The following is a 13,399-nucleotide window of genomic DNA, read 5'->3' as shown; positions in this document are numbered from 1 at the left end:
GCAAACTAACAGAAGAGTCTTTACACAAAATGTATCCATTGCTCAAAACAGTGTATCATGCGTCACCTTAAAAAGCAACGCATGTGCACTTAGTGTTCCAACTACTTCTAATTCTATTCACAAATTGTTCAAGTTGTATGCGTTTGCATGTCTTGAGGGATAGGAATCGGCTTGTTCAAAAAAGAAAGAGCTTTTTCAAACCAGTCATCACAATCATCACTGTAACAAATATGATGTTTTCCACAGTCTGAGAAAATAAGTTCCTTTTCTTCAGACCCTAGCTGATCATAGAGATACTCTGCTGCTTGAAAAGGCACAATCCCGTCTTTCTTCCCTTGGACGATACATACCGGAATCGTAATCTTACTATAGTACGGTTCAACAAGTTTTAGTACACGCGTAAACTGATAAGCAGATCGAATCGGGGTCTTTCCTGCTTTTTGACGGTAGCGCATGTAGACAGGATTTTGATCCGCTTGTTTTTTCAACAAATCAACAGCTACTTCACGAATATCTTGAAGCATCTGTCCAGGTGCTATATATTTGGCTGCTGCACTCAATAGTACGAGGCGTTCGACAGGATAACGAAGAGACAGATACATCGCAATCAGCCCGCCCATCGAAAATCCGACGACATACAGTCTGTCTACTTGTGGCAACAACTTTCGAATGGCGATTTCAGCTTCCATCGTCCAATCTTCTGCTAGCATTTCAGTCAATTCGAGTTCTTCCCCGTGTCCTGGAAGCGTGACGACAGACAATGTCCAGTCTGTATGTTTCGCAACATACTCCACAAACGGCTCAACTTCATAAGGTGCACCTGTATAGCCATGGATAAATAACACACCGGTCTTCATCAGACTTCACTCACTTTCGGTTCCATGTCTCCATGGCTCTTTCTACTTTCATACCTCTTGAGCCTTTGAGTAAAACCAAATCGTCCGATGTTAATTTTTTTGTCAAATGTTGTTGTAAACTTTCCATCTCATCTGTCCAGTACACGGCTTCCCCAAATGATCCTTGCAGTTCTGCATAGAGAGCCTTCATACGTGGTCCGATTAATGCGACTCCAGTGAAATCTTGCTTATTAATGGAAGCGGCAAGTTGTGCATGGTAAGCAAGTTCGGCCTCTCCTAGTTCTAACATATCTCCAAGTACGAGCCATTTTTTCTTCCCAAAATCGGCGTCACGGAGGAAATGAATTGCGGCTTGCATGGAAGTAGGTGCTGCATTGTATGCATCGTTGATAAATGTAGGTCCATCCGTCTCCATCACTTGCATGCGCATATCCGTTAAAATAACGTCTTTCAAACCCTGTTTGATCTGGTCTACCGTCAATCCTAATTCGCGACCGATCAAAATCGCAGCAAGTGCATTTTTCGCTTGATGTTCACCAAGTACGCGAAGTACGAAATCGCCCTCTACTTCACCTTCTGTTGTAAACTGTGTTCCTTCTGTCGAAAATGCAGTTGATGTGAGACGCAGTGTGCAGTTTTCTCCCTTGCCATACGGGATGGCGTGCAAATCAGCTTTTTCAGCAACGGCTTGGAGCAGAAGTGGCTCATCTCCATCAAAGAACAATTTCCCTTCAGGTGACATTCCTGAGATGATTTCCATTTTTGCTTTTGTAATGCCCTCACGAGAGCCAAGATCTTGTAAATGCGCTTCTCCAATGTTCGTAATCACTGTAAATGCAGGCTTGGCAAGGTTTGATAAAAATTCAATCTCTCCAAATGAACTCATGCCCATCTCAAGAACTGCAACTTCCGTATCTTCATCAATTGCAAGAAGTGTCAATGGTAACCCGAGTTCATTGTTGAAATTCCCTTGTGTTTTGATTGTTTTGAAATACGGTTCACAAAGTCCAGCAAGCAAATCTTTCGTCGATGTTTTCCCGTTTGATCCGGTCACACCAACAAACGTCGCCTTCAATTCTTGACGATAGGCAGCTGCTAGCGTTTGAAGAGCTTTCGCGGGATCTTCTACAAAGAGAAGCGGGCGATCTGTAGGTGGGTTCGGCTCATCTTTTAACCAAAGTGCTGCACTCGCGCCTTGCTCGAATGCTTGCTCAACAAATTTATGGCCATTGACCTGTTCACCGCGGAAGGGAATAAATAATTCTCCCGGCTGTAGTGTACGCGTATTTAATGAAGCACCCGTCACGATGACGTCTCCAAATTCTTTTGCGTCAGCTCCTAACCATGTTGCTAGTTCACGTAATGTCTTTTTCATTTTGAACCATCCTCGTCTCGCGTGTAGGCACGATGTTTCTTTTCCTCAAAACGCTCAAGTCCAAGTTGAATTAATTCTTCAACTAGTTCCGCATACGTTTTTCCAGATGCAATCCATAGTTTTGGATACATGCTGATTGGAGTGAATCCTGGTAATGTGTTGACTTCATTAATGTACACGTCGCCATCTGTCGTTAAGAAGAAATCTGCACGAACTAGACCAGAGCAATCCAGAATTTTAAATGCGTCAATTGACGCTTGTTGCAGGTCACTTAGTTCTTGCTCTGTGATTTCAGCAGGAATTGCATAGTTTGTCGTACCATCTACGTATTTTGCCGAATAATCATAAAAGTCTTTTGTCGGCAATACTTCTCCAGCAATGGATACTTTAGGCTCGTCATTTCCTAGAACCGAAAGCTCGACTTCACGCGCCGTGATTCCCTGTTCGACGACGATTTTACGATCGTATTCAAACGCAAACTGAATCGCAGCTTCTAGTTCTTCACGTGTTTTCGCTTTGGAAATTCCGACACTTGAACCTAAGTTGGCAGGCTTTACAAACAGTGGGTATGTGAGGTTCTGTTCGCAGGCATCTAAGAATTCTTCTTTGTGGGCGTTGTAGTAACTATGTAAGCAGTATTCATAAGGTACTTGTTTCAAACCTGCTTGTGTGAACAATTGTTTCATCACGACTTTGTCCATTCCTGCTGACGAAGCAAGGACGCCATTTCCTACGTATGGCAAGTTCATCATCTCAAACAAGCCTTGAATCGTACCATCTTCCCCATTAGGTCCATGAAGAACAGGGAACACCAGATCAAAACGTGTCTCTGGATTTGACGCAAGCTCTACAAACTGAGCGATTGAATTTGGCTGGTCAGTGCCTGTGAAACGAAGCGCTTCTGCCTCCTCAACAGGTGCTGTTAATTTTTCTCCGCACACCCATTCTCCATCTAGTGTGATGTAAATCGGTGTAACTTGATACGTTGAAAAATCTAGTGCAGCGATTACTGCTTTAGCGGTCATCAACGATACTTCGTGTTCGGCGGACTTTCCACCATACACAATTCCAATTTTCTTCATAATTAGTCCTCCATTTTCGAACGGGCTACAAATGGGAGTAAGCCCAGGGTTGGTTGTGTTAAATACGTATCGACATCTTGCATGATTTCATCTGGAAACGAAGGGTCTGCTATTTCTCGAAGTTCAAGTCGAAAGCTCCCATCATCTAACCTTGCAAGTGACAGCAAGGCCCCATCTTCAAGTAAATCTTCAAAGAGTATAAATTGTTCATGGATCAATTCAGGTACTACTTGCTGAACACGTCTTCTGAAGAACATGTTTGATCGAGTCTTTTGTGCTGCAAGTTGATTGAACAAATGAACGACGAGACGCATCATCTCATCGTATTCCCGGAAATACACTTTTGAAATCCTATCACTTTCATCACCAAGATAGACAAAGCGATTTTTCAACGTATGATAAAACGGACTCCGGAATGTCTCTTTTTTGTGTGCGACATATAGCAGTTCCGCTTGTTCCTGCGGAGAGAGTTGAATCAATCGTTTTTCATCGGCTACATCCAATAAACAAAGACGCGATTTTTGATCTTTTAAGGATGTCACAAAATCTTTAAATTCTTCTTGCACGATGTATTCGAACTGCGTATGCATATCAAATGAAGCGTCCTCGTAGCCATGTTCAAGTAACACAATTACGTTTGTATCTGCAAAGTAATGAAGCACTGTAGGGAACGTCAAACCGCTAAAGAGCGCAAAATTTTGTCCTTCATTTCCATGTACAAATAAGTGGTGCACATATTCATCTACTGATGGTAATTTTACTTTTTTCATAAGACGTCCCTCCTCCCCTCTAGTTTAACACCTTTTATCCGCTGCAACATCTTCCATCTATCTGCGTCTAATGAAGCAGGCATAAAAAGTGGTTGTGCGTTATAATAAAGGGATGAAATTTAGATGTGGGTGACAAAATGAATTCAAACAAACAATTTACAGACCGTTTTGACTGGGTCTTAGGTTTCCTGTTATTGCTTTTTTTAATCGTCAGTTTAATGGCGATCTCGTCTGCTCAGACAACGGGTCAGTACGGGATTAACTTCCTTCCAAGGCAACTGTTTTGGTACATAGTTGGAGCAGGTATAATCGGTGTAGTCATGTTAATTGAACCCGAGACTTATAAAAAAATGGCATGGTTCATTTATGGTATTGGTTTAGTACCACTGATTATATTATTTATCCTACCGGAAACGCTCGGTTTCGTAGAAGCACGAAACGGTGCACAAAGTTGGTTCCACTTACCGGGTATTGGTAGTATTCAGCCTGCCGAGTTTATGAAAACCTTTTATATTTTAGGTGCTGCCAAGCTAATTGTGAAGCATCATGAGAACTATCCTTTCAAGACGTCAAAAAGTGACTTTTTGCTCTTACTAAAAATCGGTGGTTTGTTCATCATTCCATTTGCATTTATCATGTTACAGCCTGACCTTGGCACTGGGCTCGTCTTCATTGCTATCACAGTAGCTTTGATTGTTGTAGCGGGTATCACTTGGAAGATTATTCTTCCGATACTTGGAGCTGGAATTGGGATCGGTGGAGCGTTAATTTGGATGGCTTTAAATATGCAAGACTTCATCGTCAATACGCTCGGCTTTAGTCCGTATCAACTCGCGCGTATTTATTCCTGGCTAGACCCTTATTCTTACGCTTCCAATGAAGGTATGCATTTGATCAGTTCGCTAAACGCAATTGGATCAGGTGAAATTTTCGGAAAAGGATATGGCGGGCGTGAAGTGTATGTACCAGAGAATCATACAGACTTTATTTTTGCAGTAATTGGAGAAGAGTATGGATTTATCGGTGCAAGTTTAGTCATCGTTCTTTACTTTGTGTTAATTTATCATTTAACAAAAATCACGTTGCAACTTAAAGATCCATTCAGCACATATGTGGCTGCTGGAATCATCGCGATGATTACGTTCCACGTATTTGAGAATATCGGGATGACGATTCAGTTATTGCCGATCACAGGGATTCCTCTTCCGTTTATTAGTTACGGAGGAAGTTCGCTAATGGGGAATATGCTCGCGCTCGGTTTGATTTTCAGTATGAAGTTTCATCATAAGACGTATATGTTTGGGAACCAGGATGACGATTAGATGTGAAGAACGCCACTCTAGAAACTCCGAGGAAATCAGGTGTGCCCATGAAGGCGTACTTCAGCCTTTGTGGGTGCGGCTGATTCCGGAGCGTGTTTCTGGCGTTCGGAACTCGATTCCAGTTAGATGTGAAACCGACTGTTCAGAAATTGTGCAAAGTAAGACGTTGAGTTCCACTGCGGGGCTGCTTTCCGTTGGCGCTGCGTGAGCTTCCTCGTCGCAGGCTCCTGCGGGATCTCACGGCAGACTGGAATCCCACTGGAGTCAACCCCTCCCTTCCACTCAACTTTAGTTTTAGATGTGGAGAACGCCGGCATACACCGATTTTGTGTATGCCGGTTTTTTGTTTGCGAACTGAGCGGTCGTTCTTCTACCGAAATCATACTTTCTTCTACCGAAACTGAGATTTATTCTACCCAAATCCACATTTATTCTACCCAAATCCACATTTATTCTACCGAAGTCATATTATGGAAACTAATTCTAGGAAATCAACCCCAAAATGGAACTCAAATTGCGCATACTACTAAAAAGTAAGGGATAGCAAGGCAAATAAAAAAAGCCCCTCAAACGAGGAGCCTTAACCGTGCTGCGGTTTTGGAGCAGCAGGTGGTGCTAGAGCTTTCAGCATTTCTAGGCGGGACTTTGTTTTGGTTACTTTGACGCCTAACTTTGCAAGATTGCTCACCAAGTTTTTAACATCCATTTCTGTAGCCAACGATACCTCACCCTTTCCATAAAATAAAAACCGTTCGTAACTTGAATTCTCTATTAGTGTACCACTTTTCTTCACTTTTAAATCTTTCAATTTTGTTACAATTGTAGAAAGTCTGTAAAAGCTTCGTACTCCGTATTAAAACCTTTCACTTTACTTACCCTCTGTGGGTATACTATACTTACAGTAATCCAGATTCGAGGTGATTCTATGGAAAATCTTCAAGCGGTCCCAGTTGCACGTACATCTCATCATTCAGAAGATACGAAACGCAACTTAACAGTTCGTTTAAATCGAATCGAAGGTCAGATTCGGGGTATTAAGGGAATGATTGAACGCGATGCGTATTGTGATGATGTCATCACCCAAATTTCTGCTACACAAGCCGCACTTAATTCTGTAGCTAATATTTTGTTAGAAGGGCATTTGAAAAGTTGCGTTCGCAACAAGATGCTCGCTGGGGACGAAGAAATTCTTGATGAACTACTCGTAACTGTACAGAAACTGACGAAAAAATAAGGAGGATTATTCATGATCCAACCACTTAAATTACATGTTGAAGGTATGACTTGTGGGCATTGTGTGAAAGCAGTCCACGACCGCGTGAAAGCAATTGATGCAGTTGATGAAGTTGATGTACATTTAGAAACTGGTGAAGTCGATATCGAGTTTGATCCAGAAGCAATCGAAATCCGCGATATCATCGCAGCAATCGAAGACGAAGGTTATAAAGTGAAAACTTTTTAATACGGTGAAAATAGCTGCTTCTATGCAGTTATTTTTTCGACGAATATATACCCCTATATAGTATAAAGGAAGGTGATTTCTATGAAGACTACTGAAATTCCGATTACTGGTATGACGTGTAGCGCCTGCTCGAATCGAGTAGAGCGTGGCCTATCCAAGCTTGAAGGTGTCTCAAAAGCTTCTGTCAACTTTGCGAATGAAAAAGCACACGTTGAGTTTGACGATTCCAAAATAAAGCCTGCTGATTTAAATGCTACTATTGAAAAACTTGGCTATGGTGTAGCCTACGAAACTGCAAACTTAGATATTCAAGGAATGACATGTGCTGCTTGTTCTGCCCGTATCGAACGAGGATTAGGTAAAGTGGATGGTGTATCTGAGGCAACAGTCAATCTTGCATTGGAGACGGCAAAGATCCACTACAATCCGTCACAGATTTCTGCAGCGGAACTCGTCAAGAAAGTAGAATCTCTCGGTTATGGAGCATCTATACCAAATGAAGAAGAACCTGTTGATCACCGGGCAGAAGCTTATAGACATAAGAAACGCTTATTCTATCTCTCAGCGATTTTATCTTTACCGCTTCTGTGGACAATGGTGGCCCACTTCTCCTTTACAGAGTGGATGTACTTACCGGATATCTTGATGAATCCATACGTCCAGTGGGCACTCGCTACACCTGTTCAGTTCTACGTTGGAGCGATGTTCTATAAAGGTGCATACAACGCTCTTCGTAACGGTAGCGCGAATATGGATGTACTCGTAGCACTTGGTACATCAGCAGCGTACTTCTACAGTGTCTACTTAACGTTGACTGGAGCTGGGCATCACCAAGGACTCTATTTTGAAACAAGCGCGGTCCTTATTACATTGATCATTCTCGGAAAAGTATTTGAAGCGCGTGCAAAAGGTCAGTCATCCGAAGCAATCAAGAAATTGATGCAGCTTCAACCTACAACTGCAACGGTTGAACGAGATGGTCAATCACAAGAAATCTCGATTCACGATGTTGTACAAGGTGATGTGATTATCATTCGTCCGGGTGATCAAATTCCGGTCGATGGAAAAGTCATTTCAGGAACATCTACCGTGAATGAGTCGATGCTGACAGGTGAAAGTTTACCTGTAGAGAAAACTGAAGGCGCCATCGTCTATGCGGCCACAATTAATGATCATGGCTCATTACGCATGGAAGCAACAGGGATTGGCAAGCAGACGATGTTGTCGTCAATCATTCGCGTCGTAGAACAAGCACAAGGTTCAAAGGCGCCAATCCAGAGACTTGCAGATAAAATTTCTGGAATTTTTGTCCCGATAGTCGTTGGAATTGCAATTGTAACGTTTATTGTGTGGTACTTCTTCTTAACAAACGGTAATTTGGAAACGAGCCTTATGAGCACGATTGCCGTGTTGGTTATTGCTTGTCCATGTGCACTTGGACTAGCTACACCGACATCGATTATGGCGGGTTCAGGTCGGGCTGCTGAGCTGGGGATTTTGTTCAAAACCGCTGAAGCAATGGAGCAGACCAAACATATTGATACGGTCATTTTAGATAAAACCGGAACCATTACGAAAGGTCTACCTGAACTTGTACACATTGAAGTTGCGGATGGATTCGATAAAGACGGTATACAACAACTTGCAGCATCTGCTGAGCAAGGCAGCGAACACCCCATTGCTCGCGCAATTACGTCTAGTTATTTAGGAGAACTATTTACAGCCGAAGGTTTCAAAGCTATCCCAGGTAAAGGTATTAAAGCTGAAGTGAACGGAAAATCTATCGTGATTGGTACACGTGCGCTACTTGCTGAAAACAACTGCGACGGCTCCCCTTCTCCACACGTCGATGTGTGGGAATCTGAAGGAAAGAGTGTTTTGTACATGGCAGTCGACGGAACGTACGCGGCAACTTTTGCAGTGGCAGATACCGTAAAAGATTCGTCAAAAGCAGCTATTGAAAAGTTGCACGCACTCGGCATGCAAGTTGTCATGTTGACCGGTGATCAACCGGAGACGGCAAAAGCTATTGCAAGACAAGTTGGGATTACGGAAGTCGTTGCAGGTGTGTTACCTACACAAAAAGCTGACGTCGTTCGTGAGTGGCAAAACAAAGGTCATAAGGTAGCCATGGTTGGGGACGGAATTAATGATGCACCGGCCCTTGCTCAAGCAGATATTGGAATGGCGATGGGTACAGGTTCTTCTGTAGCGATGGAGACGGCAGATGTCACACTGATGCAAGGTGACTTACTGACACTCCCTGCAACACTTGAAATGAGCCGCCTGACCGTTCGTAATATCAAGCAAAACTTATTTTGGGCTTTTGCCTATAACAGCTTAGGTATTCCAATTGCCGCAGCTGGTTTCTTGGCTCCTTGGCTTGCAGGTGCAGCAATGGCTTTCAGTTCTGTATCGGTCGTATTAAATGCCCTGCGCTTGCAACGCGTCAAACCAAAAACCATCTCCTCGTGAGGTGGTTTTTTTCTTGTTAAAAAGGGTGTAGAATAAAGAGCAGAACGAAGAAAGCAGGTCAAACCATGAAACAATCCATTGCTCTTTTGATGTCCGTCCAGTTTTTCGTCTATTTAGGATTCGGCATCATTATTCCCGTATTACCTGAAGTGATCCTTCAACAAAACTATTCAGAGATCCACGTTGGTGGATTATTATCTGTGTATGCTCTCGCATCCTTTTTTGTAGCTCCTTTATGGGGAAAATACTCGGATCGTACAGGGCGCAAAAAATTAATACTAGTCGGTCTATTGGGCTTCAGTTTAAGCTTTTGGGTATTTGCTTTTTCATTCGACTCGTTGATTCTTCTCTATCTTTCACGGATTATTGGCGGACTCTTCTCAGGAGCGCTTTACAGTGCTGTGACGGGGTATGCTTCAGACATTTCTACTGAAGAAACACGCAATAAATATTTAGGACTGCTCGGCATGTCTATCGGCTTAGGCTTTATATTCGGACCAGCCATTGGAGGTATTCTCGGGGATATTAGTTTACAACTCCCATTCATTGCGTCTGCGGTGTTGACTCTTGTACTTCTGGTTTACGCACAAATCATTTTAAAAGAACCTGAACGAACAGGCGAAGCAAATAAACGTCAGTTGCTACCGAAAGGAGCACGAACGTTGTGGATGTACCGTATTCGTTACTTATTTATTTTCTCATTTATGGTCACATTCTTACTAGCAGGACTTGAAGCAACCTTCCAGTTGTTCCATATCGAACGGATTCAAATCACACCGCTTCAGCTCGGGTATCTATTCCTCTTTAGTGGACTCGTTGATGCCATCGTTCAAGGTGGAATCGTGCGACGTATTAAAAATGGAACCGAAACAACTTGGATCATTTGGTCCCAAGTGATTGCTGCAATTGGATTGGGCCTCACTTTCTTTACAACTAGTCTTGTAATGGCGGGGATTACACTTTGTATCTTTACTGTTGGAAATGCCTTAGCAAGAACAACACTTGTTGCTCTTACAACAAAAGAATCAGGCGGCAACTATGGTACAGCTGCCGGAGTCAGTTATTCGATGGACAACCTAGGTCGTATCATCGGACCCTTAACATTCGCGTTCATCTTTACGCAACTTCCAAACACGCTTTATGTCGTTTCCGCAGTTTTGTCTTTAGCAAGCATTGTTCTAATCATTCTATTCCGTGCCAATTCAAATTCTTTACGCGAAACAAAAAAACAGCTAGCCCCGTAATGGGACTAGCTGTTTTATAGTGGCTGGACCTCTTTATTCAATGATTCAACGCTTTTCTTTGCAAGTTCTGGATGTGCTTTTACTAACACCGATGTTCTCGTCAAATACAGTACCGTCGCAATGAGGATAACTGCTGAGATGAGGAAGATCGGTTCCGGTGGGAAGACATCAAATAATACCCCAAACAGCACCATTCCAATCGGCATGAGCGCAATTGCAAATGTCTCAAGCAGCGAGAATACTCGTCCTTTGTAATCATCATCAATTGTCTTTTGAAAATACACTTGCATCGGAGTATTGATGAAAATAATCATGACTCCTTGTATGAACATCAGCGCAATGTAGAAGATCAACATTTGCATATAGGAGATAGGAAGTAAAAGTGGTACAGTAATTGCTGCAAGCATTATCCCAAGCACTAGTATTCCACGTTTCGAAATTAGTAACGGATACTTAAATTCTTTCCGTGACGACATGTAAATCGAAGTAAGAAGCATTCCGATGGCAAATGCTGCTTCTGTAAATCCAAAGTGCTGGGCAGACATTTTCAACTGATCAATCAATACGAAAGAATAGCCAACTTGAAACGCTCCGAACATAAAGTTGACGGACAATGCAATAATCATGATAGAAAGAAGTATCGGCTGTAGTTTGACGTATGCCAGACCTGCTTTCATATTCTCAAGCATCTCTTCTTGTTTTCGCTCACTCTCCTCTGTGCGACGTGAGTAGAGTGTAAAGTTCATGGTCGACTCTAAAATTACAGCCACTGCAGAAGCTACTGCAAACAATACGAGAAAGACTTCCAGTGAAACTGTCCCGTACAAAATCCCCCCTACCGCTGGACTTGCAATCGCAGCAAATGAGATGGACATTTGATTAAGAGACATCGCTTTTTGAATACGCGTTTCGTCAATGAGGCTTGAGATGGATGAACTAAATGCGACACCTGAAAAAGTCGATGTCATCGCAAGAATTGCTGTGACCGTATAAATTGCGGGTAACGAGAGTCCAAATGCCATCATGTAACCGATTAACGAGAGAATAGTAAGCACCGTGATAATTTGCGCTGAAATGACAATCACTTTTCGGTTATACTTATCTACAACATAGCCTGCAAATGGACCGAGTACAGCTCTTGGGAGGATACTAAAAATCAGATTCATCGCAAAGCTAGATGCAGATCCGGTCATTTGCAAAATGTAAAAACTAATGGCAAATGTATACACCGAGGCACCAAACGTACTAATCAACTTACTAATCGTAAATGTCCAGAGATGTTGAGTTGCTTTTTTCAACTTCACTGCGTCATCCATCATAAAGCCTCCTTAATGTTTAATTTTATTAAACAAAAATATATCATACCATTTTCTTGAAGTCAACACTAAAGTTTAATATAATTAAACTAACACGAAATGAGGGAATCCGTATGTCTTTAGGGGAACGTATCCGTGAACTACGTAAAGAAAAGAAAATGACATTACAGCAACTTGCTGGCGATGCTATTACAAAGGGCATGTTGAGTCTTATTGAAAACAACAAGGCAAAACCTTCGATGGAAAGCCTTCAACATATCGCATCGACTTTGGAAGTTTCTGTGAGTGATTTATTAGAAGACTCGTCTTCCGCTGAAAAAAAAGAAATTGTTCGTCAGGCTGAAGAACTATACAAAAAACTTAGTTATCCAGACACCAAGATATTTAGTGAAATTTTGAATTTAATTGCACCTCATCTGCCTGCAAAAGGAAGAGGGTATCTAGATGCTCGACTGCTCGACCTGTACACACGAATTGCGTATGAAAGTGGAAATCCAGATTGGAAAAGTTATTGTTCCCGTGCCATTACTCTCTATGAGGAAATTCAAGTAGCACGCCGCGCAGCATCTCTTCGTCTGTTCCGAATTTCTGTAAAGTTCCGTGAAAAACAGTATGAAGAAGCTCTTCGGCAATTACTTGAAGAGCGACAGTCATTAGAACAACAATCTGTATGGACGGATCCGTTATCTCGACTTGACTATGATTATTCGGAAGCTGTGTTTTACTATGCGGTCGGTCAGCAAGACAAAGCGCTTGATACGATGCATGCTGCAATTGAATTCTCAAAACAACAAAAAGTATTTTATCGCCTCGATCACCTCTACCGCTTAGCAATCATTCATGCTATCATGGCCGGAAATGAGAAAGAAGCAAAAATGTACATTTCTCGCTTAGAGGCGTATGGTCTATTTACTGATGATGCGGAAGTGACAGAATTCATCCAACTGATTTGGGTTCATTATTATACGAGCTACACAAAACAAATAGACGAAGCCGATAAGCTGATGCAGAAAATATTGAAAACATCAAAGCCGCTTGAAGAGTTGGATTCTGAGCGTGTGGAATATGCGAAGATTTTATATTACAAAGAGCAAATCGATAAAGCGCAAGAAGTTTTAGAAAACACTCCGCCTCCACCCTACTTTGTCACTCACCCGATTGACTTGAGTATGTATTCTGAACGGGAGTATTATCTGGCTAAGATTTATCAGCAGCAAGGTGAATCAGACAAGGCGTTGGCAATTGCAGAAGAAGCTTGGGAGCAACTTGATACGTTTCTTGAGACTCCTTATAAGACGCGCATGCGTGATTTGATTGCAGAACTGAATTCTACAAACTAAACTGGCAGCGCCCGCGGAAAGCAGCCGCGCAGTGGAACTCAACGTCTAAAGTGGCGTTCTACACATCTAAATCGGAATCGAGTTGCGAACGCCAGAAACACGCTCCGGAATCAGCCGCACCCGCAAAGACTGAAGAGCGCCTTCACGGGCACGTCT

General features: G+C 42.5%; 12 protein-coding genes. 6 read left to right on the top strand and 6 right to left on the bottom strand.

Annotated elements, in window-relative coordinates; translation table 11 throughout:
- Nucleotides 1-128: 128 nt before the first annotated feature.
- From JOD03_RS09700 to JOD03_RS09685, 4 genes are read right to left on the bottom strand one after another with little or no spacing between them, the layout of a single operon-like run.
- Nucleotides 129-857, bottom strand: a complete 729-nt coding sequence (locus tag JOD03_RS09700) for an alpha/beta hydrolase (protein WP_204590639.1) — start codon at nt 855-857, stop codon at nt 129-131.
- A 10-nt stretch (nt 858-867) separates the two neighbouring features.
- Nucleotides 868-2,232 (bottom strand): UDP-N-acetylmuramoyl-tripeptide--D-alanyl-D-alanine ligase, encoded by a 1,365-nt coding sequence (locus JOD03_RS09695; protein ID WP_204590638.1) that lies wholly within the window; start codon nt 2,230-2,232, stop codon nt 868-870.
- Nucleotides 2,229-3,317, bottom strand: coding sequence for a D-alanine--D-alanine ligase (locus tag JOD03_RS09690; protein ID WP_204590659.1), 1,089 nt, complete (start codon nt 3,315-3,317; stop codon nt 2,229-2,231). Before JOD03_RS09690 ends, JOD03_RS09695 begins: the two co-directional genes overlap by 4 nt.
- Nucleotides 3,317-4,084 carry a hypothetical protein gene (locus tag JOD03_RS09685; RefSeq protein ID WP_204590637.1) on the bottom strand — a complete coding sequence of 256 codons (768 nt, stop codon included), beginning with the start codon at nt 4,082-4,084 and terminating at the stop codon, nt 3,317-3,319. Before JOD03_RS09685 ends, JOD03_RS09690 begins: the two co-directional genes overlap by 1 nt.
- Nucleotides 4,085-4,221: 137 nt before the next feature.
- Here JOD03_RS09685 and JOD03_RS09680 point away from each other — a divergent pair, with 137 nt between their 5' ends.
- Complete coding sequence (locus JOD03_RS09680) at nt 4,222-5,406, top strand: FtsW/RodA/SpoVE family cell cycle protein (protein WP_204590636.1); 1,185 nt, start codon at nt 4,222-4,224, stop codon at nt 5,404-5,406.
- Nucleotides 5,407-5,986: 580 nt separating this feature from the next.
- On the opposite strand, the gene JOD03_RS13920 is transcribed toward JOD03_RS09680, so the two are convergent.
- Nucleotides 5,987-6,214, bottom strand: a complete 228-nt coding sequence (locus JOD03_RS13920) for an Lmo0850 family protein (RefSeq protein WP_204590662.1) — start codon at nt 6,212-6,214, stop codon at nt 5,987-5,989.
- Between the two features lie 117 nt (nt 6,215-6,331).
- Here JOD03_RS13920 and JOD03_RS09670 point away from each other — a divergent pair, with 117 nt between their 5' ends.
- The 4 genes from JOD03_RS09670 (at nt 6,332) to JOD03_RS09655 (ending at nt 10,587) form a co-directional block, all read left to right on the top strand.
- Nucleotides 6,332-6,640, top strand: coding sequence for a metal-sensitive transcriptional regulator (locus tag JOD03_RS09670; RefSeq protein WP_204590635.1), 309 nt, complete (start codon nt 6,332-6,334; stop codon nt 6,638-6,640).
- 12 nt (nt 6,641-6,652) lie between these two features.
- Nucleotides 6,653-6,868 carry a copper ion binding protein gene (locus tag JOD03_RS09665; RefSeq protein WP_239584928.1) on the top strand — a complete coding sequence of 72 codons (216 nt, stop codon included), beginning with the start codon at nt 6,653-6,655 and terminating at the stop codon, nt 6,866-6,868.
- An 81-nt stretch (nt 6,869-6,949) separates the two neighbouring features.
- Nucleotides 6,950-9,343, top strand: coding sequence for a heavy metal translocating P-type ATPase (locus tag JOD03_RS09660; RefSeq protein WP_204590634.1), 2,394 nt, complete (start codon nt 6,950-6,952; stop codon nt 9,341-9,343).
- 65 nt (nt 9,344-9,408) lie between these two features.
- Nucleotides 9,409-10,587: an MFS transporter gene (locus tag JOD03_RS09655; protein WP_204590633.1), complete on the top strand. Its 1,179-nt coding sequence runs from the start codon at nt 9,409-9,411 to the stop codon at nt 10,585-10,587.
- Between the two features lie 14 nt (nt 10,588-10,601).
- Here the strand turns inward: JOD03_RS09655 and JOD03_RS09650 are convergent, their stop codons facing one another.
- Nucleotides 10,602-11,903 (bottom strand): MFS transporter, encoded by a 1,302-nt coding sequence (locus JOD03_RS09650; RefSeq protein ID WP_204590632.1) that lies wholly within the window; start codon nt 11,901-11,903, stop codon nt 10,602-10,604.
- A 113-nt stretch (nt 11,904-12,016) separates the two neighbouring features.
- Here JOD03_RS09650 and JOD03_RS09645 point away from each other — a divergent pair, with 113 nt between their 5' ends.
- Nucleotides 12,017-13,243, top strand: a complete 1,227-nt coding sequence (locus JOD03_RS09645; protein WP_204590631.1) for a helix-turn-helix domain-containing protein — start codon at nt 12,017-12,019, stop codon at nt 13,241-13,243.
- Nucleotides 13,244-13,399 lie beyond the last annotated feature (156 nt).

The sequence above is a fragment of the Chryseomicrobium aureum genome, assembly GCF_016909155.1.
Classification (GTDB): domain Bacteria; phylum Bacillota; class Bacilli; order Bacillales_A; family Planococcaceae; genus Chryseomicrobium; species Chryseomicrobium aureum.
Note: the sequence above shows the minus strand (reverse complement) of the source record. Positions and strands in the feature narration are given on the sequence as shown.